Below are 23203 nucleotides of genomic sequence, written 5' to 3'. Positions count from 1 at the left end.
ACTTTGCTCGCCCATCATCGACTCAATCTCCTCTTACGACGAAGATTGAATCAGTGCTTCAGGACTGCTGCAACCCGGACTTTTTCAACACAATCCACCCATTGCTGCCGCTTGGTCGGCTGAACGCTTCGGCAGATCTTAGGCCCAGAGCGGACGTTAACCCGGCGCAAGATTTGGCGACGAGGGCGGCCGCGTCATCTACAGCTTCTGCCCGGATTGCGGCACCACCGTCCATTACCGGATCGACACCGATGTGGGTTGAGATCAGCGCCGAGCCTCTGGCGACGTTCGGCTGACGACGCCGGCCGCGGCCGCTCTAGAACCATGATCCCGAAAAGTGGAAACCGGTTTGCGGATAAGATCGCGGTCAAACAGCAAGATAGAGCCCCATTTCCATTCAATCGAAATGGAACAGGGGCGCAGCTGAGGCTTCGGCGCCACGCTCCGTCAGCCTCCCGACCCGGCCAGATCCGCCGGAAAGCGCACCTACGGGCTAATCCAGAGTACAGGCGCCTCAGCTGCGTGACGGGCTCGACTTGACCATTTCTTTGCGGGGATGACTTGCGAAGAACAAAGATTTGTTTGATCAAGTTGGCATGAGGCCAACAACCTATAATTGTGATCAAATTCTGCTGATGTTTGATGGGCGGCTAATCGAACGGTTGAATCAAGGAGGGCGGCGGGTGCTGGCCGGTCTCATCGTGCTGCTTGCGCTTTGTGCTCCCGCACTGACCGAGGATAGCGACGATTGCGGTGGCGCTGCTGCAGGCTTACAGCGGATCGCCGCCTGCACGCGGATCATCGAGGACAGGACGCGAAGCCCGGGCAGTCGCGCCATCGCTTACCACGGCCGGGCAATCGCCTGGACTGACAGCGGTGACGATGACCGGGCTATTGCAGACTATGACAACGCCATCGCTCTCGATCCGGACGACATCGATGCCTACAACGAGCGCGGACAGATATGGCTCGACAAGGGCGAGAACGACAGCGCCATCAGTGACTTCGATCGGGCGATCGAGCTCGATCCAGGAAAAGCTGAGACCTACTACAACAGAGGCCGCGCCTGGGCTCATAAGGGCGACGACACTCGCGCCATCGCCGACTACAGCCACGCCATCGAGTTCGATCCGGCATATTTCCAAGCCTACAACAACCGCGGCTTCGTCTTCAACAGGATGGGCGAGTTCGACCGCGCCATCGCCGATTTCGACGAGACGATCAGCCTCGATCCCCAACACCCCTACGCTTACAACAACCGGGCCATTTCCTGGGGCGCAAAGGGTGATGCAGAGCGCGCCGTCGCCGACTACAGCCAGGCGATCACGCTCGATCCGACCTATGTCAACCCTTATGGAAGCAGGGGAATCTACTACTTCTACGATCGCGAACCGGCCAAGGCGCAAGCCGACCTTGCCGCGGCGGCGGAACTTGCGCCCGACAATGCCTATTTTGCGATCTGGGCGGATCTGGCTGAGCGGCGCAGTGGTGGCGCGAGCCATTTGCGGCAGGCAGCCAGCAGGCTCGACATGGCCAGATGGCCGGCGCCGCTGGTTCGCATGTTTCTTGGCGAACAGACGCCCGAAGCAGCGTTGGCCGCAGCCGACGATCCCGTCCCGGCCAAGAAACGCGGAAATCTATGCGAGGCCAATCTCTATGTCGCGGAGTTTTACCGGCTCGACGGCCGTGACGATGAAGCCTTGCGGCGGTACCGGCTTGCGGTACGCGACTGCCCCCACGACTTCATCGAATATGTCGCGGCAGGCAAGGCACTGCGCGCGCTCGGTGTGTCGCCATAGTGCGCCGCTGCGGATGATTCATTGTAGGCTCGAGCGCAACCTCGGCGCAAAGGCGACGGCAGGTTCGGTGCGTATTGTCGCTGCTGTCAATGCCGCAGGATCTTGCTGAGGAAGGCGCGGCTGCGGTCGGTCTTCGGGTTGGAGAAGAACTCCTCGGGCGTGCCGCTCTCGACGATGGCGCCGGCATCCATGAACACCACGCGCTGCGCGACCTTGCGGGCAAAGCCCATTTCGTGCGTCACCACCATCATGGTCATGCCTTCCTCGGCGACCGCGACCATGACGTCGAGCACTTCCGAGATCATCTCGGGGTCGAGCGCCGAGGTCGGCTCGTCGAACAGCATGATCTTGGGGCGCATGCCGAGGCAGCGGGCGATCGCCACGCGCTGCTGCTGGCCGCCGGACAGCTGCGCCGGATAGGCGTTCACCTTGTCGGCGAGGCCGACCTTGGCGAGCAACTCGCGCCCGGCCTTCTCGGCTTCTATGCGCGGGATCTTGCGCACATGGATCGGCGCCAGCGTGACGTTCTCGAGCGCGGTCTTGTGCGGGTAGAGGTTGAACGACTGGAAGACGAAGCCGATCTCGGTGCGCAGCCGTGTCATGTTGGTGGCGGCGTCGCCGAGGCGCTGGCCGTCGACCACCAGGTCGCCGTCGCGGATCGTCTCCAGGCCGTTGATGCAGCGGATCAAGGTGCTCTTGCCCGAGCCGCTCGGCCCGCAGACGACGACCACTTCGCGCGGCTCGACGCTGAGCGTAATTTCCTTCAGCACGTTGAGCTGGCCGAACCATTTGTTGACGCCGCGAAATTCGATCATGCCAGTGCCATTTTTGCTGGGATTCGTCACAATTGCACCTCGCCATGGGCCGCGCCCATGCGTTGCTCCAGCCGGCGGGCCAGCATGATCAGGGGGTAGCAGACGATGAAGTAACCGAGGCCGACGAGGAAGAAGACCAGCAGCCCATTGGGTACACGCTGCACCACCAGCCAGCCGACGCGGGTGAGGTCGGTCAGGCCGATGGCCGAGACGACCGAGGAATCCTTGATCAGCAGCACATATTGCCCGACCAGCGGCGGCAGCACGATGCGCATCGCCTGCGGCAGCACCACCTGGCGCATGCGCTGCCAGCGCGACAGGCCGGACGCGAGCGCCGCTTCGACCTGGCCGGTCGGCACCGAGCGGATGCCGGCGACGACGATCTCGCAGATGAAGCAGGCGGCCAGATTGGTCAGCGCGATGATGCCGGCGGTGAAGGCATCGAGCTCGATGCCGAGTTCCGGCAGGATGAAGAAGATCAGGAAGATCTGCACCAGGAACGGCGTGCCGCGGATCAGGTCGACCCAGGCGCCGATCGCGCCGCTGATCAGCCGGTTGCCGCCGGTGCGCAGGATGCCGAGGCCAAAGCCGAGCAGCGTGCCCAGCACCAGGCTGATCAGCGACAGCACCACGGTCATGCCGAGACCGCGCAAGGCGAGCGGATAGCTGCCGGCGATGCTTTGCAGCTGCTGCCAGATCATGTCCGTGCCCCCGCGAGGCCGAGCCAGCGCCCGGAGAGTGCCGCCAGACCCTTCAGCCCGTAATAGAGCAGGAGGTAGAAGGCGGCGATGGTGATGAAACCTTCCGCTGGCATGAAGCGGTCTGAGGCGAGCAGCTGGCCGGCGCGCGTCAGTTCGGCGACCGAGATCAGCGACAGCAGCGCCGAATCCTTGACCAGCACGATCGCCTGGCCGAGCAGCGGCGGGATCGTCACTTTGAACGCCTGCGGCAGGATGACGAGGCGCATGCGCTGGACATAGGTCATCCCCGAGGCGACGCCGGCCTCGACCTGGCCGCGCGGGATCGACAGGATGCCGGCGCGGATGATCTCGGCGACATAGGCGCCGCTATTCAGCGACAGCGCTAAAATGCCGACGACGAACTCGGGCAGGATGAGGCCGAGCCGCGGCAGGCCGAAATAGAGGAAATAGAGCTGTGCCAGCAAGGGCGTGGCGCGCACCGCGTCGATATAGGCCTTGGCCGGAACGCGAAACAGCCGGCCGCGCTGCAAATTCATCGCGGCGAGCACGATGCCGACGGCGAGCGCGCCGGCAAAGGAGAGCGCAGACAGCCACACGGTCGTGACGAGGCCCTGCCCGAACAACGGCAGATATTCGACGATGGTGCGGAAGCTGAAGTTTTCGAGCATTGTTGGGCGGGGTTCCTCTAGCGGACAAGCGACTTCGGGCGGTTTCGTGAACGCCGAGGCGCGCGCGAAACCGTCCGAAACTCTTTTGCTGCTTAGTGGTCTTTCTTCCAGTCGTCGGAATTGACCCAGTAATCCAGGTTCTTCTGCAGGCGGCCGTCGAGGCTGACCTGGTCGAGGAACAGGTTCATCCAGGTCAGCAGGTCCTGCTCGTCATAGCGCGTGGCGAAGGCAAGCGGCTCCTTCGACAGCATGTCCGGCATGATGGTGAAGCTGCCGGCCGGGTAGGCGGTCGACTGGCCCTTGACCGCCGAGACGTCGTTGACGCCGCAATCGGCCTGGCCGTTGTTGACGGCATCGAGCAGCAGCGGGCCGCCGCCTTTGTAGCTCTTGATGTCAGCATCGGGGAAGGCGGCCTTGGCTTCCTTCTCGCCGGTGGCGCCGAGCAGCACCGCGATCTTGGTGCCCTTGGCCTTGCAGTCCTCGGTGGACTTGAAGGCGGTACCAGCCTTGGTGAAGACGGTGCTGCCCGTGTACATGTAAGGCCTGGTGAAGGCGACCTTCATGCCACGCGCCAATGTCGGCGTCATGTCGGCGACCAGAAGATCGGCCTTGCCCGACAGCAGCGCCGGGATCAGGCCGTCCCAGTCGAAGTCGAGGAAGGTGATCTTGACGCCCATTTCCTTGGCCATCAATTCGGCGAGTTCGACCGAACTGCCGGTGCGCTCGCCGGCGGCGCCGACCAGCGAGAAGGGAGGTCCTTGCGTCTGCACGGCAACGCGCAACTCGCCGCGCTTGGTGATTTCGTCGAGCGTTCCGGCACTGGCGGCTGCTGTGAGGCCGGCGAGCGCGAGACCGGCGATGAAAAGCTTGGCAATCTTCATTTGGGCATTCCTCCTTGTTGTCGTTTGTCGTTCCACTTTGTTGTTTCACCCCGTTGGAGGTGCTTTTTGAGCGGCAGCGCCGTTGCCGGCGGCAACCACCGTTCGAAAATTTTCAATCCCAGCTCACCGTTTCGGCGACCTTGATGCCGCGCCTGGCCAGTTCGTCGAGGAAGCGGCCGTCGGGCACATGCAGCAGCGGGTTGAGCAGGCCAGGCGTGGCGATCTCGCGCCGCGCCAGCATCTGCGCCACGATGCTAGCGGGATAGCCGACGCCGAGGCTCATGCCGAACAGGCCGGTGGCGAGATCGCGTTCGATGACCAGTTCCGAGGTCACGGTCTTGCGTCGGCCGCCTTCGCTGCCGACAAAGACATTGCGCATCACGCAAAGATCCTTCTCGTCGGCGCCGTATTGCAGTTGCGGGCCAAGCAGCCGGCCGAGAAATTCGCGTGGGCTGGCACCGATGCCGGGCACCTTGTCCTCGGACAGGAAGCCGAGCTGCTTCAGCGGCGCCCAGAATGCCGACCAGCCCGGCCAGCGCAGCGAATAGCGGCCGGAGCGCTGCAGCCCCTTGGTGGCGGCGAGCATGCTGGCATAATGCGGTGCGTCGCCATTGGGGAAGGCTTCCAGCCCGCCGAGCCCCGCGACCTCGATCTCGTGGATGAAACGATTGTCGTGCTGGCGGGCGGCCGGCACATCGACCCGTTTGCCGTCCTCGACCAGCACGCTGTCGCGGTTCTGGCTCATCAGAACCATGTCGAAGTTCCAGCTCACCTTGTAGCACAGCGGCTCGACCACCGCCTTCGGCTCGGGGATGCCGCCGCAGTAGGAATCGATCGCGGTGATAGTGTCGAACTGGCTTGCGGCGCGTGCGTAGAGCACAAGGTCGATGCCGGGGTCGAGCCCGCATTCGGTCACGATCGAAACGCCGGCCTTTTCGGCTTCCGGCGCGAGATCGGCGATGGCCTTGCCGTAATTGGTGGTGACCAGCGGCGTGCGCGTCGCGATCGCCGCCTGCACCGCCTCGCGCATCAACGGCTGCGGCAACAGGTCGATGACGGCGTCGACGTCCTTCATCACATCGGCCAATGCCGGGCCGATTGCGCCCTCCGGCACGACAAGACGCACCCGGGCAAGGTCGGTCAGGCCGCCAAGCCGCGCAGCGCCGTCGGTTGCGGTATCGACGCAGACCACTTGCTCGACGCCGACGCTGGCGACGAGATCGGCGATCGCCGCCCGGCCTTGCAGGCCGAGCCCCCCGAGAACCGCGATCTTCATGCCATTTCCTTTCGCGTCTCGTCCGACCAGCAGCCTTCCGGCAGGCTGACCCATTTGTTGCAGGAGGCCATGACGACGAAGGTCTCGCTGCGCACGACCTCGCCGGGTTCGCCAGCGCCGGGGATCAACTCGCTGGTGACGCGGTAGAGATCGGCAACATCGCCGGCCACGGTTACGTCGACGATGATGTCGAAGCGCCCGGTGACGACAGCGGCCGAGTTCACAAAAGGCAGTTCTGAGATGCGCTGCGCCAACTCGCGGGCGCGGCCGCGCCCTTGCGCGTTGATGCCGACGATCGCCGAGATCAGCTCGGGACGTTCGGTCAGGTTGAGCAGCCCGACGATCTTGAGCAGGTTGCGGTCGAGCAGGTTGCGCAGCCGCATACGCACGGTCGGCACCGAGATCGCCATCTTCTCGGCGAGGCGATTGACGCCAAGCTGCGCGTCCTGCGACAGCAGCTTGACCAGTCGCCGGTCGGTCTGATCGAGGTGTTCCCGCAAACGCCCAGGCTTTCATAAATGGAAAGAAATGATGGAGTTTTCTTTCTGATGTGAAAATACCCTAGGAGGAATTTTTAACAACGGCAAGAGCCATATCATCCCTCTGTGCCCGTTCCCTGTGTGCGTTCAGGCAAGACATGATCAGTCGCTTCGGCGAAGCCGCGATCTCCCCCTTGCGCATCTCCCCCACAGGGGGAAATTGGCAGCTTCGTCGATGTCGCCACATTTTGTTCTTGCTTTGTGCCGGCAGCTATGCTACTAATTTGGGTATGGTGCTGATTCGCGCCGCTGACCCGCCCCCCCCGGAGGCGGGTTTTTTGTTTTCCGGATACCTTTGAAGGCCGGAGCTTTTTGCGTTTTGTCCGGAGCGTCAGCGGCTGATAGTTTCGTGCGCCATACCGCGCTGGGCTCCCGGTCGCCGAGGTGGGTTTTTGTTTCATACCTTTAAAGTTTCAGTGCCTTGGCCGTCATCAACCTTTCCCCGCGCTACCGGCTGGTCTGGAAGATCGCGACGGCTGCCGCTGTCAGCGCGGCGTTACCGGATGCCACCGTTCCATCAGGGAGCTGCTTGCCGTCTTCCAACCCGACGCGTGTCGACCAGTTACGCTCCGCCGCCTTGTGCACGAACGGCCAGACCGTGGCGTCGGCGCCGTGCAGCAGGATCGCTCGCCGCATCCCAGCGCCGTCGAGCACGGCGACGACATCGTCGCAGATCGCCAGCGCCGCGTCCGGCTCCTGCTCGGAGATTTCGATCAGGATGCGCAGCACCCGTTTGCCATGGTCGAGGCTTACCAGGCGCTCGGCATCGGCGGCCGAGGCGAGCCCGGCTTCGATGCCGATGCCGCGCTGCCGCAGGCGGTCCATGACGGCGGGCGCGGCGTCTTCGCTCAGATTGACCGAGGCATAGTCGGGCAGTTCGCTCCAGCCGGCGATCGCGGCAAGCGTTCGCTGGTCGTCGTTCTCGATCCAGGCGCCTGTAGACACGCCGATCAGCGTTCCCGGGCAGGCGCGGCGAAGCGCAAGCATGGTGCGGTCCATCGCCTCCAGCGCAAGGCTTTCGCGGCCGCCGAGCCCGCGCGCATGGGCATGCAGCTCGGCAGCGCCGGCGGCGACGCAGGCGGTACCGTCACGCGCCATGGCTTCGGGATCAAGCGGCAGCTGCGGGTGATAATCGGCGCTGCGAGCGCCATTGATGCAGGTCTGGACAATCATGGGAGAGGCAGCTCGTTTACGGTTGCCATCAGTCTAGCGCTGCGAGCCTGTAATGCCCAGCGTGACGCGGCCACATTGGCAGGCGGCAACCGTTGCCCATGCGAGCCCTTTGTGGCCATTCGGCAGGAAACGGGTGGTTTGCGCGTGTCGCTTACCCATTTCTGATGACAGGCACGCAAGCCACAGGAGGCAACCCATGATCATCCATTCGACTGTTCCGGCAGCAGCGGTCCGGTCGGCCGAAACGCGCGTCGCGGCATATGATTGGCAGGCATTGGCCGAGGAGCTGAGCGGCTATGGCTGCGCGGTGATGGAGAAGCTGCTGACGCCGGACGAATGCCGGGAGATCGCCGGCCTTTACCCGCAGGAGCAACATTTCCGCAGCCATGTCCATATGGCGCGGCATGGCTTCGGCAAGGGCGAGTACCGCTATTTCCGCTATCCCTTGCCCGATTTGATCGGCGGCTTGCGAACCGCGCTCTATCCGCGCCTCGCCGCGGTCGCCAACGACTGGAACGAGCGCATGGGTATGGCGCAGCGCTACCCCGACGAACACGCCGCGTTCCTCAAGCAATGCCATGAGCAGGGCCAGACGCGGCCGACGCCGCTCCTGCTGCAATATGTTCCCGGCGACTTCAATTGCCTGCATCAGGATCTCTACGGCGATCTTGCCTTCCCGCTGCAGGTCGCGATCCTGTTATCCGAACCAGGCAAGGATTTCACCGGCGGCGAGTTCGTGCTGACCGAGCAGCGCCCGCGCATGCAGAGCCGCGCCGAGGTGGTGCCGCTGCGCCAGGGCGATGCGGTCGCCTTCGCGGTCCACAACCGTCCGGTCCAGGGCAGCAAAGGCAGCTACCGGGTCAATCTCAGGCACGGCGTCAGCCGGCTTCGCTCCGGCATGCGCCACACCGTCGGCATCATCTTCCTCGACGCCAAATAGCCGAGTCGCTCGGTCGATGCGCCGAGATCGTTACCTGGAAAAATCGCTGCGCACGATGCCGTGGCGCTGGAGCTTGTCGTAAAAAGTCTTGCGCGGAATCCCCAGCGCTTCGATCGTGCGCCTGACGTCGCCCCCGTTGCGGCCAAGCGTCTCGCGGATGATGTCGGCCTCGTAAAGCTCCAGCCGCCCCGGCAGCTTCATGGCGGTGTTCGATTGGGTCGGGGCAGGGGATGATGCCGCAAGGCCTTCCTCCAATCCAAGCACAAGCCGCTCGGCGAAATGCGCCAGTTCGCGCACGTTGCCCGGCCAGTCATGCTCCCTGAGGTGGCGATGCACCGCGGCCGGCACTGCCGGGACCGGACGGCGGAAGCGGGCGGCGGCGCGCTCGGCGAAATAGAAGAACAGCAGGGCGACGTCGTCGCGGCGCTCGCGCAGCGGCGGAATGGAAATCGTCACCACGTTGAGCCGGTAGTAGAGGTCCTCGCGAAACGTGCCGCGCTGGTGCGGATCGCCGAGATCGACCTTGGCGGCGGCGACGACGCGCAGATCCACCGGCCGCAACTCGTTGGTGCCGAGCGGGGTGACCTCGCGCATCTCCAGCACACGCAGCATCTGCACCTGTGTCGAGACCGGCATGCTTTCGATCTCGTCGAGGAACAATGTGCCGCCGCTGGCGTGCTCGATGCGGCCGATCCGCTTCTTCTGCGCGCCGGTGAAGGCGCCGGCCTCATGGCCGAACAATTCGCTCTCGATGACGGTCTCCGGCAGCGTGCCGCAATTCAGCGCGACGAAATTGCCTCTGGCGCGGCGGCTCCAGCGGTGCAAAAGGCTTGCCACCACCTCCTTGCCGGAGCCGGTCTCGCCGGTCACCAGCACGTCGACATCGGTGTCGGCGATCTGGCGCAGCGTGCGGCGCAGCCTTTCCATCGCCGGTGTCTGGCCGATCAGCGGCAGGCCGTCCTGCGCCTCTCCGGCCGCCTCGCGCAAGGCGCGGTTCTCCATGACCAGGCGGCGCTTTTCCGCTGCGCGGCGCACGCTCTGCACCAGCCGGTCGGCGGCGAAGGGCTTTGTGATGAAGTCATAGGCGCCGTCCTTGATCGCCTTGACCGCCATGGCGATGTCGCCATGCCCGGTGACGAGGATGACCGGAATGTCGGCATCCAGCCGCAGGATGCGATTGAAGAGCTGCAAGCCGTCGATCTCCGGCATGCGGATATCCGACACCACGACGCCGGCAAAACCGGCGTCGAGCCTGGCCAGCGCCTCGGCCGCCACCGCAAAGGCGGAGACCGAAAAGCCGGCAAGCTCCAGGGTCTGTGCGGTGGCCTTCAAGAGGTCGCTGTCGTCATCGATGAGGATTACCGGCGCGGCATTGTCGTTCGTCATGATGCCTTTGCCATTACGCTGCTTTTGAGAGATGGATGGTGAAGCGGGTGCCGCTGTCAGCGCTCGAAACATCGATGCGGCCGCCATAATCGGCGACGATGTCCTTCGAGATGACGAGGCCCAGGCCGAGGCCTTTTTCCTTGGAGGTGTTGAACGGCGTGAACAGCGATTTGAGGATCGCAGGCGGAATGCCGGGTCCGTTGTCGGACACGCCGACCGTCACGCCGTCCGCGGTCTCTTCGACCGATACCTGCACCCTGGCGTTGTCGCGGCCTTCCAGCGCTTCCAGCGCGTTCTGGAAGAGATTGATCAGCACCTGTTCGAGCCGGACCCGATTGCCCATGACCTTGAGGGCAGGCGGCGGCAGGTCGATGGCCAATGCGTCGAGCCGGCCGGCAAAGCGGCTTCTCAGCAGCACGACGGCGCCCTCGATGACATCGCGTAATTCGACAGGCTCGGCGGCTGTGCGGCCCTTGCGGGCAAATGCCTTCAGTTCCTCGGTGATTGAGCCGATACGTTCGGTAAGTGCTGCGATGGCGCCGAGGTTTTCCTCGGCCGGCCCGGTCTGCTTGCGGTCGAGGAAGGTGCGGGCATTGTCGGCATAGGCGCGGATAGTGGCGACCGGCTGGTTGATCTCATGAGCGACGCCGGCGGCGACCTGGCCGAGGATGGCGAGGCGGTTGGCCTGAACCAGATCCTGCTGCACGACCTGGAGTTTGGCTTCCGTGCTGCGGTGGCCGGTGATCTCGGCCTGCAGCCGGTCGCGGGCGCGGCTCAGATCCTCGGTCCTTTCGACGACGCGACGTTCGAGCTCGGTGCGCGCCGCCTGTTCGGCGGCAATCCGCATCTGCGCCGACTGCCGGCGCCACAACAGATACGCGGCCAGGCCGAGCAGCGGCACGACGACACCCAGCACCAGAAGCCGCATTTCGCGGACGGCAGCGGCAATCGGCGGTTCGGCCGGGACCAGATAGTCGAGCTGCCAAGCGGTCGAAGGGACCGGCGTGGAAAGGCGCAGATACTCCGCATCGCTGCCGCCGGGCGTTACCGCGTGGACGACCGACACATCCGAACTCAGCGCCTGCGGGTGCATGATCGGCAACGGAACAAGCGGCGCGTCGCCGAACTGCTGGCTGTCTCGGATCGCGGCTTGCTCAGGTGCAGCCAGCGGCGCGGTTGTCATGAAGCGCCAGGACGGCACGCTGGTGATCAGTACGACGCCATTCTCGTCGGTGACATAGGCCGGGCGGTTCGCCTCGCGCCAGTCGGCTTCGAGCTGGTCGAACTCCATCTTGACGACGACGACGCCGAGCGGTGCGGCTGCATTGCCGACGCGACGCGAAATGTAGAGGCCGGGACGCTTGCTGACATTGCCGAGCGCAAAATACTCGGCGGTTCCGGCCTGCATCGCGCCGGAGAAATAATCGCGAAAACGGTAGTCATTGCCGACGAAGCTGATCGGCTCGCGCCAGTTGCTGGAGGCGATCGCCAGTCCATCGGTGCCGATGACATAGAGCACCGACGCCTTGGTGCCGGAAACCAGCCCCTCAAGCTTGCGGTTCAGCACATCGATTGCCGTGGCGTTTTTCTGCGACAGCGCGTCACGCACTTGCTGGTCTGCGGACAAAAGCAGGGGCAGGGCGCGCGGGCTTTCGAGCACGGCGCGCAGCAGCGCGACCTTCAGATTGGCGTCGGTACGTCCCTGCGCCGCCAAGGTCCCGACCTCGGCTGTGCGGCCGTAGAGGCCGGCGCCGTAGAGCGCTGCCGTGACGATCAGCAGGGCGATAGCCGTAAACAGCAGCCAGGCACGGCGTGCCCGCCTGGCGAGTTGCTCGGGCATCGAAGACAAGGCACCGACGGGGCGTTGCAGCATCGCCCATTTGTGCATGAACTCGCACAAAACACAATTCGACCTATGCGGAGATTCGCACTTGTCCATGCGTCCAGCAGTGCGGACGTTCGCGAATGCTCAACAAAATCAATGATGAAGAGCTCTTCTGCGTATTTGGCACGGCTGTTGCAAACACGAATTCGGCAGTCGCGAGGCTGCTGGTGTCAAAACAACTGCCCCGGGGAGTCGAGCTTTCGATCGGGGCGCCATGGAGGACGTCATGCAGACAGCATTCGCTGCCGCCGAGCCGCGCGGCAAACTTCCCTTATACCGGCATCTTTACGTGCAGGTGCTGGCGGCGATCGCCGCCGGCGTGCTGCTCGGCCATTTCTATCCGGAAACCGGCGAGGCGATGAAGCCGTTCGGCGACGCCTTCATCAAATTGGTGAAGATGGTGATCGCGCCGGTGATCTTCCTGACGGTGGCGACCGGCATCGCCGGCGTTTCCGACCTGCAGAAGGTCGGCCGCGTCGCCGGCAAGGCGATGATCTATTTCCTGGTGTTCTCGACGCTGGCGCTTGTCGTCGGCCTGGTCGTCTCCAATGTCGTCCAGCCCGGCGCTGGCATGCATATCAATCCGGCCACGCTCGACACCACCAAGGTGGCGACCTTCGCCGAGAAGGCGCACGACACAACCATCGTCGGCTTCCTGATGAACATCATCCCCGATACCATCACCGGCGCCTTCGCGCAGGGCGACATCCTGCAGGTGCTGTTCTTCTCGGTGCTGTTCGGTGTCGCCCTGGCGCTGGTCGGCGATCGCGGCCGTCCGGTGGTCGATTTCCTGCAGGCGCTGACCGCACCGATCTTCCGCCTCGTCGCCATCCTGATGAAGGCCGCGCCGATCGGCGCTTTCGGCGCCATGGCCTTCACCATCGGCAAATACGGCATCGGCTCGATCGCCAATCTCGCCATGCTGATCGGTACATTCTACCTGACCGCGCTGCTGTTCGTGCTGGTGGTGCTTGGCGCGGTTGCCCGCTACAACGGCTTCTCGATCCTGGCGCTGATCCGCTACATCAAGGAAGAGCTGCTGCTGGTGCTCGGCACCTCGTCCTCGGAAGCGGCACTGCCGGGCCTAATGGCCAAGATGGAGCGCGCCGGCTGCAACCGCTCGGTGGTCGGCCTGGTCATCCCGACCGGCTATTCCTTCAACCTCGACGGCACCAACATCTACATGACGCTTGCCGCGCTGTTCATCGCGCAGGCGACCGACACGCCACTCACTTACAGCGATCAGATCCTGCTGCTAGCGGTCGCCATGCTGAGCTCCAAGGGTGCCGCCGGCATCACCGGCGCCGGCTTCATCACGCTGGCGGCGACGCTTTCGGTCGTACCCACGGTGCCGGTTGCCGGCATGGCGCTGATCCTCGGTGTCGACCGCTTCATGTCGGAATGCCGGGCGCTGACCAACTTCATCGGCAACGCGGTAGCGACAGTGGTGGTGGCGCGCTGGGAGGGGGAACTCGACCAGACGAAGTTTGCCGCCGCCATGGCCGGCGACTTGCCGGAGGAAGTCGACCTGTCGCGGCCAGGACTGCAGGCCGCCTGACTGTTCGGGCCACATGACTACAAGGCCCGGGAGCCGGTTCGCCGGCTCCGGGGCAAAGCACCGGCCTTCGCTGCATGCCGCCGGAAACGCAACCTGAAGTGGCTCTATTTTTGGCGCGGGGCTTGTTCCAGCCGCATTTGAAGGTCAGTATCCGCCATGCCTTCAAGGCGCCCGTCCGCTTCGATCCCGACCTGATCGCGACCGACGACGAGTCATTTCCGTCGTGCTCGGTTGCGCATCACCGTGGCCGAAACCGTCGGAGCTTTTGCTGCCGCCGACCCTGACCATGGCGGCAGCCCTCGAAGGCAATGGCGGCCTCAGTACGATGTCGCAAAGCGAAACGTGACCTGTCTCCTGGGGGAAAGCGCAAGCCTTTTCCCAGGGAACTCGTTGCGCGCCAAGAGGGGCGCTTGAAGAGGGGGCAGGCCCATGAGCGGGCCTTTGCCGAACCAAAGCAAGATGCGAGGTCAAACGCGATGCAGTCTGTCCCGAGAATTCCGGTATCCATCATTATCCCGAATTACAACTATGCGCGTTTCCTCAAACGCAGCATCGACAGCGCCCTCGAGCAGGACTACGCGGACGTCGAAGTCATCGTCGTCGACGATGCATCGCAGGACCATTCCACGATAATCATGGAATCATATCGCGACGAGATTCTCGCATGCCCGCGAGCGCAAAATGGCGGACATGCGGCGGCGTTCAACACCGGCTTTGCCGCAAGTTCGGGCAAGATCGTTCTGTTCCTCGACGCCGACGATTATCTTTACCCAACCGCCGTCTCCACCATCGTCGACACCTGGGACGAGGCAACCGCCCAGGTGCAGTCCAGACTGCACATCGTCGACGAAGGACAACACATCAAGGACGTCTTTCCGCCACTCGAACTGCCTTTCGACAGCGGCGACGTCATGCCGAAACTGCTGCACAAGGGTCGCTATCAGACGACCGTGACCAGTGGGCTGGCCTTTGACCGGGCGACGCTGGAATCGATCATGCCGATACCGGAGCCGGAGTTCCGCCAGGGCGCCGACGGCTATCTTGCAACGCTGGCGCCGCTTTACGGGCACGTCCAGTCCATCGACGAATGCGTCGGCGCTTACCGGATCCATGGTGCGAACCATTCAGTCTTCGGTGAAAAGCTCGCTGAGCGGGCACGCTGGCGGGTAACCCACGATTTCCACCGCATGCAGGCACTGTCGGACCAGGCCTCGGGGATCGGCCTGACCATCGTGCCGTCGGATGCCGTCCGCCACGATCCGGTCCACCTGGAAGAGCGGCTGGCGTCGCTCTGCGCCGACAGAGGCCGACACCCCGTGGCCGACGATTCCCGGCTGGCGCTCGGGGCGGCCGGCGCCGTCGCCAGCCTCGAAATGACCGCATCCTTGCGGCGGCGCGCCATCCTTGCCGCATGGTTCCTGTCGGTTGGGGTGTTGCCGCGGAAAATGGCGACGGCGGTGCTGTCGTGGAAGCTCGACGCATCGTCGAGGCCGGCATTCCTGAGCCGCCTGTCCAAGACCATTCGCCACGCTATGGGGTAACGGCGCTGTGACATAGCTCCGCCAAGTATTCGCCCGATCCGGCCCGGCGTCCATGGGCGCGATCATTGCCTTTGATAGGCCTGAACTGCTCTGTAAACTATTTGCTTACACCTAGTTGACGTGCGTAAGCTATGTGCTTACATAATGCATGATAAAGTCGTTCAAGCACAAGGCGCTGGCGGATCTCTTTCAAACCGGAAAGTCCGGAAAGATCGACGCCAAGATGCATAAGCGCATCCTCGTTCGGCTTGACCGTTTGGAAGTCTCGGAAAGGCGTGATGACATGGGCCTGCCCGGCTTCGACTTCCACGCTTTGAAGGGCTTCAACCCGATCCGCTACACGGTGCATGTCAACGGGCCGTGGTGCATCACATTCGAATTCGACGCCAATGATGCCGCCCGCGTCGATTTCGAACAGTACCATTGAGGCGGCCAGATTGGAGAAGGCGATTTATGAGCGTGTATGAGCCGATGCGTCCGATGGAGCGTTGCCCATCCCACCCTGGAGCGCTGCTTGACGACATTATCCCGGCAACCGGAAAGACCAAGGTGGAAATCGCCAATCTGCTCGGAATCTCGCGCCAGCAGCTTTATGATATCATCCGCGAAAAGAAGCCGGTGTCGCCGGCTGTCGCCGCCCGTCTTGGAAAGATGTTCGGCGACGGCGCCGCGATCTGGCTCAGGATGCAGGCTGCCTATGATGCCTGGCATGCGGAGCGCGAGGTCGACGTCAGCGCCATCCCGAGGCTGCATGCTGCCTGAAACGCAATAAGTCCGCCGAACGGGAAGCATTGTCGGCCTGGACGTCGGGTTCCGGGCCTCACATTGCCGGTAAGGAAAGGCAGGGCCGGTGACGAAAGGCAGGGAAATACCACCGACGCTCTCACAAATCGATCACGGCTCCGCCTGCCGGGACCGGTCCTCCGGTTCGACGGCTCGCTCGACCAGAACATGCGCCTCCCGCGCGGCCTCGACGAACGCGTCCCTGGCGGCTTCAGTCCAGCGGTCGTCGCTTGTGGCGCGGCGGCATGCGCGCAGTGCCAACCCGTGTTTGGCGCTGCCGGCGTCACGCCAGTGGGCTGTCAGCAACTCGACAGCCTGCCGTGCGTTGGAAATATTGCGGATATCTCCCACGATGCCGACCGCAACCGCAACCGGCTTGGAAAACCATCCCTGGTTCATGGCGGAGCCTTCGACGTGTTGAACCACTTATAACGAAAATCGTAGCGCAAGGTTTCATTTGCGCCAGTCACCACGGCGTGAGGCGGCGTTTACTGCGTCTCGCGCAGCCTGACGACGACGCTGCGCGCCACAAGCACCAGAACCGTGATGACGATCAGGATCACCGAGAGCGCGGCGATCGCCGGGTCGATGTTGTCGCGCAGGCCCATCCACATCAGGCGCGGCAGCGTGATGGCGTTGACCGAGGTGATGAACAGCGTGACGCCGATCTCTTCCCAGGAGAGCACGAACGACAACAACGCTGCGGTGACGATGCCGAACTTGATGTTGGGCATGATGATGCGGGTGGCGCGCTCCCACACCGTCGCGCCGAGGCCGCGCGCGGCGAGGTCGATGCGGCGGTCGAGCTGGCTGAGCGACACCAGGATCAGCACCGTGGCGAAGGGCACGGTCATCACCGCATGCGCCATGGCGACACCGAGCCAGGTGTCATAGCCGAAGAACGAGCTGACGCCAGAGATCGAGGTCAGCAGGAAGTAGAGCGTGATTGCCGAAACCACTGGCGGCACCACCATCGGCAGCAGCACGAAACCGACAAGTGCTGTAGTGAAGCGCGGCTGGAACATCCAGACGCCGAGGCTGAAGCAGAGCGCCAGCACGGTAGAAAAGGCGCTGCTGACGACGCCGATCCTGATGCTGAGCAGGATCGAGGCGATCCAGCGCGGATCCTCGATCAGCGCCCGGTAGTGGCGCAGCGACAGCTCGCCCGACGGCATCGCCAGCATGCGGCTCGGCGTCAGCGACACCGGGATGACGGCAAGCAGCGGCAGCAGCAGGAACAGCGCGACGAGGGCGGCGAGGACCAGCGAGACGGGACCGGGGCGGTAGGTCGGCATCGCGCTACACCATTTGTTTCGGCCGCACGTAGCGGAACAGCAGCGCCATCAGCGCGCCGACGAACAGCACCAGCACAACGCTGATTGCGGCGCCCAGGCCCCAGTCCGGGCTCTGGAAGATGCGGAGATAGATCAGCTCGGCGACCATCACGCTGCGGCCGCCGCCGAGGATCGCCGGCGTGACGAAGAAGCCGAGCGAAAAGACGAAGACGATCAGCGCCGAGCCGATGATGCCGGAGCGGGTCATCGGCACGAACACCGACCAGAAGGTGCGCATGCGGCTGGAGCCGAGGCCGCGCGCCGCGAGCAGCACGCGGTCGTCGAGGCTGCGCATGGAAGACGCCAGCGGAAACACGGCGAAGGGGATGAGGAAATGCGTCATGCCGACAATGACGCCAAACTCGTTGCGCACCAGCGCCAGCGGCTCTGAGATGAAGCCGATCGCCTGCAGCCAGGTGTTGATCAGGCCGCGATTGGACAAAAGCGCCACCCAGCCGAAGGCGCGCGTCAGCACCGAGATCCAGAACGGCACCAGGATGCAGAACTCGGCCACGACGCGCTGCGCCGGCGTGCCGCGCACCCAGACAACGGTGATGGCGTAGGCGCCGGCAACCGAAACGACGGTGACGATCGCCGCGATGCGCAGCGTGCGGATGAAGACCGACTGCACCAACTGATCCGTGAGTAGCGCATTGTACTGCCCCAGCCCCGGTGTGGGCAGGGTGAAGCTCCATTTGACCACGCCGAGGAATGGCCAGGCATAGGCCAGGACAAGAAAGAGGAGCAGCGGCGCCATCAACAGCGCCGCGCCCATTCTGTCGGAGAGGTATGCTCTCATCTCGCCCCCGGTTATCCCGGCTTGTCAGGCGGAGATGATCTTCGTGTATTCGTCGAGTGCCGCCCCGTAGTTCTTGGCGTACCAATCCATGTCGAGCGGGATCTGCTTCTTCATGTTCTCGGGATCGACCGGATTGATGCGCTTCTTGTCGGCGGGGATCAGCGCGTCGGCGGCCGGGTTCGCCGGGCCCTGGCCGAGCTTTTCGAACATCACGAGCTGCTTTTGCGGATCCTGGGCGCTGGCAATGAACTTCATCGCCGCGTCCTTGCCGCCGGGATTGCCCTTGAGCACGGCCAGTGCGCCGGGCGAGATCAGGCCCTGGTCCCAGATGAACTTGATCTTGCCGCCGGAATCCTGCTCGATGAGCGAAGCCCGCGTCGACCAGACGATCGCCATCGAGGCCTCGCCGTTGAGCAGCACGCTCTGGCTTTCGGCGCCGCCACCCCAATAGGCGACGACGTTTTCCTTGAAGGCGGCGATCTTGTCATGCGCGCGCTTGAGGTCGAGCGGGTAGAGCGAGGCCGGCGCGATGCCGTCGGCGAGCAGTGCCGCTTCCCAGCTCGACACGCCCCATTTGTAGAGCGAGCGCTTGCCGGGGAATTTCGCCACGTCGAAGAAGTCGGCCATGCCGGTCGGTGCCTGGCTGCCGTATTTCTCGGCATCGTAGGCGATGACGTAGGAGAAGAAATAGGTCGAGGCGGCGTATTCCCAGCCGAAGCCCGGCCGCATCTTCTTCTTGTCGACGATCGAATAGTCGATCGGCTCGAGCATGCCTTGGGCGCCGAGCGTGATGGCCGAGAACGGATCGACGTCGACCAGGTCCCAGGTCGGCGCGCCGCTCTTGAACTGCGCCGCGATCGCGCCTTCGGTCGGGCCGGAGCCGTCCATCTTGACGGTGATGCCGGTCTCCTTGGTGAAGGCCTGGCCGTAAGCCGCATCGTAGGCGGTGATGGCGTCGCCGCCCCAGTTGACCAGCACCAGTTCCTTCGCCGCGGCAAAGGCGCCGGTCGAGCGCAGCAGCATCGGCGTGCCGGCCAGCACCAGTGCGGCTAGTTGCGTGAACTGCCGGCGCGAGATCTCGCCGCGCACTGCCCTGGCCGACAGCGCCTCGATGGAATTTTTCTTGGTTTGGTTTGTCATGTCAGTTCCCCTTTTTTCGTTGGTATTTCCTGAAAGTCAGCTTGGCGAATTCGCCACGCCGATCGTCGCCGATCGTCATTGTCCTCCATCCGGAAGGAGGAAGCCTTTCTCCGCCGGCCAGGTCAGCCAGACGGAATTGCCCTTGCTGAGGGCAGAGGCGGCGACCTCGTTCGGCACCGAGACCGTCACCTTGGCGCCTTGGCGCGTCGTCAGATCGAGCCGCGTTGCAGCGCCGAGATAGGTCGAGGCGACGGCAGTCGCGGCAATGCCGTTCTCGCCTGCGGCGGCTTCGCGGGCGATCGACATATATTCCGGCCGGATCGCCAGGATGGCGTCGCCACGGACCTTCTCGGCCTTGCAGCGCATGCTGATCGCGCGGTCTTCGCAGAGGCCCGTCGAGCCATTGTCGGCCGGGCGCACGCCCTTCAGCGGCAGCATGTTGATCTCGCCAAGGAACTCGGCGACGAAGCGGTTGTCCGGCCGGTCGTAGACCTCGTCCGGCGCGCCGACCTGCAGCAATTTGCCATGGTTGAAGATGGCGACGCGAGATGACAACGCCAGCGCCTCGCTCTGGTCATGGGTGACGAAGACGAAGGTGGTGCCGGTCTCCTGGTGCAGCCGCTTCATCTCGGCCTGCATCTGGCCGCGCAGGCCCTTGTCGAGCGCCGAGAACGGCTCATCGAGCAGCAGCACGCCCGGCTCGAAAACCAGAGCACGCGCCAGCGCCACGCGCTGCTGCTGGCCGCCGGAAAGCTGCGCCGGCAGTTTTTTCTCGTGGCCCTTCAGCCCGACGCGCTCGATCATTTCGCCGACGCGGCGCTTGATCTCGGCCGACGATTTCTTGCGAACCTTGAGCGGGAAGGCGATGTTGGCCTCGACGCTCATATGCGGGAACAGCGCGTAGCCCTGGAACACCATGCCGGCGGCACGCTGCTCGGCCGGGCGGTCGGTGATGTCGATGCCGTCGCTAAAAAGGCGACCGTCGGTCGGCTCAACGAAACCGGCAAGGATCATCAGGAAGGTGGTCTTGCCGGAACCGGAGGGGCCGAGCAGGGTCAGGAACTCGCCACGGCCGATATCGAGCGTCAGATCGTCCAGCGCACGGAACGAGCCGAAGCTCTTGCCGATCCCGATTGCCTTGATCTCTGCGGCCCGGCCGGGTTGCTGCATCCTGCCCTTTCCTTAGCGTAGGCGAAATCGTAGGGCAGGGGATAGGTTCACCGCAACCGAATAGTTTTCGCCCGACCGGCAAATTTGATTCATCTATGGCGACATCTCCCCCCTTGAGGGGGAGATGTCGCCGAAGGCGACAGAGGGGGTCGCCTCGCGTGGAGCGGCAATCTCTGCAGCAGCAGGCCGAGCCCGGTCGGACCGACCCCCTCTGGCCGCTTCGCGGCCATCTCCCCCCTCAAGGGGGGAGATTAGCGCTCCCTGTTCTCCGACAGCTTCGACCTTAACCACCGCCCAAACGCCTCTAGCACCGGATGCGCCGCCTTGGCATGTTCCGAGACGAGGAAATACGAGCGCGGCGAATTGATCGCGATGTCGAAGGGACGCACCAGCCGGCCTTCGCTCAGCGCCCGGCGACTGGTCAGCTCGTCGCCCATGGCGATGCCCTGGCCGGCGATCGCGGCCGAAAAGACCAGGTTCATGTCGGAAAAGAAGATGCCGCCTTCAGCGTCGGGGTTCTCGACCTTGGACAGGGCCAGCCAGCGCGCCCAGTCCTCGGTATCGCCGAGATGCAGGAGATTGGCGCGCAGCACGTCTGCCGGTTTGGAGAAGCCGCCGATCTTGTTGAGCAGCGTCGGGCTGCACAGCGGCGTGAAGGAAATCTCGCACAGCAGCTCGACCGCGCGGTTCGGCCAGTTGCCGACGCCGAAGGCGATGAAGGCGTCGGCCTCGGCGTTGCTGACATCGTCGAGGCGCCGTGGCGTCAGGATGCGCAGCGCGACGTCGGGGTACATCTGCCGGAACTCGCCGATATGGGTGCACAGGAACAGCGAGGCGAAGCCCGGCGTACAACTGACACTAAATGAGCCGCCGATGCCGGTGCCGGCATGGCGCGTCACCGCGTCGCCCAGCACCGTCAGTGCCTTGCGCACGTCGCTGGCGTAGCGCTGGCCGCGGGGGGTGAGCGCCACGCCCTTGCCGATGCGCTCGAGCAGGTCGAAGCCGAGATCGCGTTCGAGCAGGCGCAATTGATGACTGACCGCACTGCGGGTCAGATGCAGTTCGTCAGCGGCGCGCCAGACGCTGCCGTGGCGGGCAAAACTGTCGAGAGCGCGCAGCGCCTGCGTCGAGGGAATTCTCAAGAGGTGAACCGAATTTGCATGAGCCGGAAAAACATATCACTTTTTGGCGAGGCGCTTCACTGCTTTCTTTGACGGATGGAGATACCGGTGACCTCGGCGCAAGCGACCGCGCTTGCCTGTCTGGACGACATCCAGCCGTCGCTGTCGGCGTGGACGCGGACGATCTTCGATTTCGGCGAGACCGCCTGGCGCGAGTACCAGTCCGCCGCCTGGTATGTCGAGCGCCTGAAGGATGAGGGCTTTTCGGTCGAAGAAGGCTCCGGCGGCATGCCGACCGCCTTCTGCGCCCATTGGACCAACGGGACCGGCCCGACAATCGGCCTATATGCCGAATACGACGCGGTGCCTGGCAATTGCCAGGATGCGGCGACGGTGAAGCGACCGCGTCCGGGCCTCGGCGAACAGGCCGGCGGCCACACCGATCCGCATTCCGGGCTCGGCATTGCCAGCCTCGGCGGGCTGCTGGCGACCAAGGCGGCGATGCAGCGCCACGGCGTATCAGGCACGCTGCGCTTCACCGGCGAGCCGGCGGAGAAGGTGAGGGGATCGAAGCCGATCCATGCCGCGAAGGGCTATTACGATGGGCTGGCGGGCATGATCTCCTTCCATCCCTTTTACATGCTGCCGCTGTGCAACACGGCGCGCTGGGACACGCATTGCGGCGCGGCCTATGCGATGATCTACCGCTTCATCTGCGACGAGCCTCAGAACTGGGCGAGGGCGGCAGGCGACGCAGCGCCCATCCCGCAGGCGCATTCGGCGGTCAGGGCGCCCGGCGCTAACGACGCGCTCATGATGATGTACATGGCCTCCAAGGCGCTACGCGATTCCATGTTGCCGCATCAGGGCGGCTGGTCGATCAGCGAGGCGATCCTGACGGCGGGGCAGGCGACCGCCGATAATCTGCCGGCCGGATTGGCCGAGATCCAGTACATGATCCGCGTGCCGACCTTGGCGATGGCCGAGCAGGTCACCGCCACGCTCGACCGCAATGCCGAAGCCGCAGCCAAGATGGGCGGCTGCCGCCATGAGCGGCACTGGGTGTCGAAGTCGCGGCCGGGGCTCGCCAACCACGCTATGGCTGATATTGCCTATGAGGCGCTGTCGGCGGTCGGGCCGCCGCGCTGGGACGAGACGGCCAAGGCGATCGCCCGCGAAATCCAGGTCAATGCCGGCGGCACGGCCACCGACGAGCCGTTCATCGACGAACTGGAGCGGCTGATTGCACCGCAGGATGCCGAGGCGATCCTGCGCCGTGACTTGCCGCCATCGCAGCTGAATTCGACCTCCGACGATTACACCGACATGTCGTGGCAGACGCCGACGGCGCGGTTCTACGTCGCCCGGCCGGCGCTGCGATCCGAGAACGGCCACGCCTATCCGTCCTGGGCGATGAATGCGCTGGGCGGCATTTCTGCCACCATCGATCCGATGGTCACCTGCGCGGCAAAGACGGTCGCGCTGGCGGCACTTCGCCTGCTGGAAGACCAGGCCGCGCGCGATGCGGCGACGGATGAATTCATCAGCCGCACCGGCGGCGGCATTGGCGGCGCGAACTGGATCGCGCCGCTCTGCGACTACGAGCCGCCGATTGGATTTCGCTGGCCGGAATACATCACCACCCCGCGCGGACGGGATTGGTGGATACCAAGCAACCAAGCCACATGATCAAC

General features: G+C 64.2%; 23 protein-coding genes. 8 read left to right on the top strand and 15 right to left on the bottom strand.

From position 1 onward, the window contains the following. Together NKJ08_RS16620 and NKJ08_RS16615 are read left to right on the top strand one after the other, a co-directional pair. Positions 1-296, top strand: a 296-nt coding sequence (locus NKJ08_RS16620) for a hypothetical protein (protein WP_352782340.1), incomplete at its 5' end; no start/stop codon positions are given. 387 nt (positions 297-683) lie between these two features. After that, positions 684-1799, top strand: a complete 1116-nt coding sequence (locus NKJ08_RS16615; protein WP_352523875.1) for a tetratricopeptide repeat protein — start codon at positions 684-686, stop codon at positions 1797-1799. An 86-nt stretch (positions 1800-1885) separates the two neighbouring features. On the opposite strand, the gene NKJ08_RS16610 is transcribed toward NKJ08_RS16615, so the two are convergent. The 7 genes from NKJ08_RS16610 to NKJ08_RS16580 form a co-directional block, all read right to left on the bottom strand. After that, complete coding sequence (locus NKJ08_RS16610) at positions 1886-2614, bottom strand: amino acid ABC transporter ATP-binding protein (protein ID WP_352523877.1); 729 nt, start codon at positions 2612-2614, stop codon at positions 1886-1888. Positions 2615-2640: 26 nt separating this feature from the next. Then, on the bottom strand, positions 2641-3315 hold the full coding sequence (locus tag NKJ08_RS16605; protein ID WP_023677250.1) for an amino acid ABC transporter permease: 675 nt from the start codon (positions 3313-3315) through the stop codon (positions 2641-2643). Then, a complete protein-coding gene (locus tag NKJ08_RS16600) occupies positions 3312-3983 on the bottom strand; it encodes an amino acid ABC transporter permease (protein ID WP_352523878.1) in 672 nt (223 codons plus the stop codon). Before NKJ08_RS16600 ends, NKJ08_RS16605 begins: the two co-directional genes overlap by 4 nt. Before the next feature lie 92 nt (positions 3984-4075). Next, positions 4076-4864 carry an ABC transporter substrate-binding protein gene (locus NKJ08_RS16595; protein ID WP_352523879.1) on the bottom strand — a complete coding sequence of 263 codons (789 nt, stop codon included), beginning with the start codon at positions 4862-4864 and terminating at the stop codon, positions 4076-4078. Between the two features lie 112 nt (positions 4865-4976). Beyond that, positions 4977-6140 carry a saccharopine dehydrogenase family protein gene (locus NKJ08_RS16590; protein ID WP_352523880.1) on the bottom strand — a complete coding sequence of 388 codons (1164 nt, stop codon included), beginning with the start codon at positions 6138-6140 and terminating at the stop codon, positions 4977-4979. Next, a complete protein-coding gene (locus NKJ08_RS16585) occupies positions 6137-6640 on the bottom strand; it encodes an Lrp/AsnC family transcriptional regulator (RefSeq protein ID WP_023677254.1) in 504 nt (167 codons plus the stop codon). Before NKJ08_RS16585 ends, NKJ08_RS16590 begins: the two co-directional genes overlap by 4 nt. 486 nt (positions 6641-7126) lie before the next feature. Continuing rightward, positions 7127-7852: a 3-keto-5-aminohexanoate cleavage protein gene (locus NKJ08_RS16580; RefSeq protein ID WP_352523881.1), complete on the bottom strand. Its 726-nt coding sequence runs from the start codon at positions 7850-7852 to the stop codon at positions 7127-7129. Between the two features lie 196 nt (positions 7853-8048). Between NKJ08_RS16580 and NKJ08_RS16575 the strand changes: the two genes are divergently transcribed. Further along, the gene (locus NKJ08_RS16575) at positions 8049-8792 is read left to right on the top strand and encodes a 2OG-Fe(II) oxygenase (protein WP_352779807.1); all 744 of its coding nucleotides are present in this window, start codon (positions 8049-8051) and stop codon (positions 8790-8792) included. Between the two features lie 30 nt (positions 8793-8822). Here the strand turns inward: NKJ08_RS16575 and NKJ08_RS16570 are convergent, their stop codons facing one another. After that, positions 8823-10178 (bottom strand): sigma-54-dependent transcriptional regulator, encoded by a 1356-nt coding sequence (locus NKJ08_RS16570; protein WP_352523883.1) that lies wholly within the window; start codon positions 10176-10178, stop codon positions 8823-8825. A gap of 13 nt (positions 10179-10191) precedes the next feature. Continuing rightward, complete coding sequence (locus NKJ08_RS16565) at positions 10192-12051, bottom strand: sensor histidine kinase (RefSeq protein WP_352779805.1); 1860 nt, start codon at positions 12049-12051, stop codon at positions 10192-10194. Positions 12052-12289: 238 nt separating this feature from the next. On the opposite strand from NKJ08_RS16565, the gene NKJ08_RS16560 reads away from it, so the two are divergent. From NKJ08_RS16560 to NKJ08_RS16545, 4 genes are all read left to right on the top strand, one after another. After that, a complete protein-coding gene (locus NKJ08_RS16560) occupies positions 12290-13621 on the top strand; it encodes a dicarboxylate/amino acid:cation symporter (RefSeq protein ID WP_352523885.1) in 1332 nt (443 codons plus the stop codon). 476 nt (positions 13622-14097) lie between these two features. Continuing rightward, the gene (locus tag NKJ08_RS16555; protein WP_352523886.1) at positions 14098-15162 is read left to right on the top strand and encodes a glycosyltransferase family 2 protein; all 1065 of its coding nucleotides are present in this window, start codon (positions 14098-14100) and stop codon (positions 15160-15162) included. 148 nt (positions 15163-15310) lie between these two features. Further along, on the top strand, positions 15311-15589 hold the full coding sequence (locus NKJ08_RS16550; RefSeq protein WP_352523887.1) for a type II toxin-antitoxin system RelE/ParE family toxin: 279 nt from the start codon (positions 15311-15313) through the stop codon (positions 15587-15589). Between the two features lie 26 nt (positions 15590-15615). After that, positions 15616-15924 carry a HigA family addiction module antitoxin gene (locus NKJ08_RS16545; RefSeq protein ID WP_352455430.1) on the top strand — a complete coding sequence of 103 codons (309 nt, stop codon included), beginning with the start codon at positions 15616-15618 and terminating at the stop codon, positions 15922-15924. A gap of 132 nt (positions 15925-16056) precedes the next feature. Here the strand turns inward: NKJ08_RS16545 and NKJ08_RS16540 are convergent, their stop codons facing one another. The 6 genes from NKJ08_RS16540 to NKJ08_RS16515 all read right to left on the bottom strand — a co-directional run bounded on the left by NKJ08_RS16540 (position 16057) and on the right by NKJ08_RS16515 (position 21530). After that, positions 16057-16344 carry a DUF982 domain-containing protein gene (locus NKJ08_RS16540; protein ID WP_352523888.1) on the bottom strand — a complete coding sequence of 96 codons (288 nt, stop codon included), beginning with the start codon at positions 16342-16344 and terminating at the stop codon, positions 16057-16059. Positions 16345-16433: 89 nt separating this feature from the next. Beyond that, the gene (locus NKJ08_RS16535; RefSeq protein WP_352523889.1) at positions 16434-17240 is read right to left on the bottom strand and encodes an ABC transporter permease; all 807 of its coding nucleotides are present in this window, start codon (positions 17238-17240) and stop codon (positions 16434-16436) included. 4 nt (positions 17241-17244) lie between these two features. Further along, a complete protein-coding gene (locus NKJ08_RS16530; protein WP_352523890.1) occupies positions 17245-18078 on the bottom strand; it encodes an ABC transporter permease in 834 nt (277 codons plus the stop codon). A gap of 24 nt (positions 18079-18102) precedes the next feature. Further along, positions 18103-19218, bottom strand: a complete 1116-nt coding sequence (locus tag NKJ08_RS16525) for an ABC transporter substrate-binding protein (protein ID WP_352523891.1) — start codon at positions 19216-19218, stop codon at positions 18103-18105. A 75-nt stretch (positions 19219-19293) separates the two neighbouring features. Next, positions 19294-20388: an ABC transporter ATP-binding protein gene (locus NKJ08_RS16520; RefSeq protein ID WP_352523893.1), complete on the bottom strand. Its 1095-nt coding sequence runs from the start codon at positions 20386-20388 to the stop codon at positions 19294-19296. Between the two features lie 251 nt (positions 20389-20639). Then, entirely contained in the window at positions 20640-21530 is an 891-nt protein-coding gene (locus NKJ08_RS16515) for a LysR substrate-binding domain-containing protein (protein ID WP_352523894.1), read from the bottom strand. 75 nt (positions 21531-21605) lie between these two features. On the opposite strand from NKJ08_RS16515, the gene NKJ08_RS16510 reads away from it, so the two are divergent. Then, positions 21606-23198: a zinc-binding metallopeptidase family protein gene (locus tag NKJ08_RS16510; RefSeq protein WP_352779798.1), complete on the top strand. Its 1593-nt coding sequence runs from the start codon at positions 21606-21608 to the stop codon at positions 23196-23198. Positions 23199-23203 lie beyond the last annotated feature (5 nt).

The organism is Mesorhizobium sp. M0244 (genome assembly GCF_040321795.1).
Lineage (GTDB): Bacteria > Pseudomonadota > Alphaproteobacteria > Rhizobiales > Rhizobiaceae > Mesorhizobium.
This window is presented reverse-complemented; position numbering and strand designations above follow the sequence as displayed.

Excerpts from the sequence above, each read along its gene's own strand:
- NKJ08_RS16610 (WP_352523877.1), bottom strand. The coding sequence starts at position 2,614 with ATGATCGAATTTCGCGGCGTCAACAAATGGTTCGGCCAGCTCAACGTG.
- NKJ08_RS16605 (WP_023677250.1), bottom strand. The coding sequence starts at position 3,315 with ATGATCTGGCAGCAGCTGCAAAGCATCGCCGGCAGCTATCCGCTCGCC.
- NKJ08_RS16600 (WP_352523878.1), bottom strand. The coding sequence starts at position 3,983 with ATGCTCGAAAACTTCAGCTTCCGCACCATCGTCGAATATCTGCCGTTG.
- NKJ08_RS16595 (WP_352523879.1), bottom strand. The coding sequence starts at position 4,864 with ATGAAGATTGCCAAGCTTTTCATCGCCGGTCTCGCGCTCGCCGGCCTC.
- NKJ08_RS16590 (WP_352523880.1), bottom strand. The coding sequence starts at position 6,140 with ATGAAGATCGCGGTTCTCGGGGGGCTCGGCCTGCAAGGCCGGGCGGCG.
- NKJ08_RS16580 (WP_352523881.1), bottom strand. The coding sequence starts at position 7,852 with ATGATTGTCCAGACCTGCATCAATGGCGCTCGCAGCGCCGATTATCAC.
- NKJ08_RS16575 (WP_352779807.1), top strand. The coding sequence starts at position 8,049 with ATGATCATCCATTCGACTGTTCCGGCAGCAGCGGTCCGGTCGGCCGAA.
- NKJ08_RS16570 (WP_352523883.1), bottom strand. The coding sequence starts at position 10,178 with ATGACGAACGACAATGCCGCGCCGGTAATCCTCATCGATGACGACAGC.
- NKJ08_RS16565 (WP_352779805.1), bottom strand. The coding sequence starts at position 12,051 with ATGCTGCAACGCCCCGTCGGTGCCTTGTCTTCGATGCCCGAGCAACTC.
- NKJ08_RS16560 (WP_352523885.1), top strand. The coding sequence starts at position 12,290 with ATGCAGACAGCATTCGCTGCCGCCGAGCCGCGCGGCAAACTTCCCTTA.
- NKJ08_RS16555 (WP_352523886.1), top strand. The coding sequence starts at position 14,098 with ATGCAGTCTGTCCCGAGAATTCCGGTATCCATCATTATCCCGAATTAC.
- NKJ08_RS16550 (WP_352523887.1), top strand. The coding sequence starts at position 15,311 with ATGATAAAGTCGTTCAAGCACAAGGCGCTGGCGGATCTCTTTCAAACC.
- NKJ08_RS16545 (WP_352455430.1), top strand. The coding sequence starts at position 15,616 with ATGAGCGTGTATGAGCCGATGCGTCCGATGGAGCGTTGCCCATCCCAC.
- NKJ08_RS16540 (WP_352523888.1), bottom strand. The coding sequence starts at position 16,344 with ATGAACCAGGGATGGTTTTCCAAGCCGGTTGCGGTTGCGGTCGGCATC.
- NKJ08_RS16535 (WP_352523889.1), bottom strand. The coding sequence starts at position 17,240 with ATGCCGACCTACCGCCCCGGTCCCGTCTCGCTGGTCCTCGCCGCCCTC.
- NKJ08_RS16530 (WP_352523890.1), bottom strand. The coding sequence starts at position 18,078 with ATGAGAGCATACCTCTCCGACAGAATGGGCGCGGCGCTGTTGATGGCG.
- NKJ08_RS16525 (WP_352523891.1), bottom strand. The coding sequence starts at position 19,218 with ATGACAAACCAAACCAAGAAAAATTCCATCGAGGCGCTGTCGGCCAGG.
- NKJ08_RS16520 (WP_352523893.1), bottom strand. The coding sequence starts at position 20,388 with ATGCAGCAACCCGGCCGGGCCGCAGAGATCAAGGCAATCGGGATCGGC.
- NKJ08_RS16510 (WP_352779798.1), top strand. The coding sequence starts at position 21,606 with ATGGAGATACCGGTGACCTCGGCGCAAGCGACCGCGCTTGCCTGTCTG.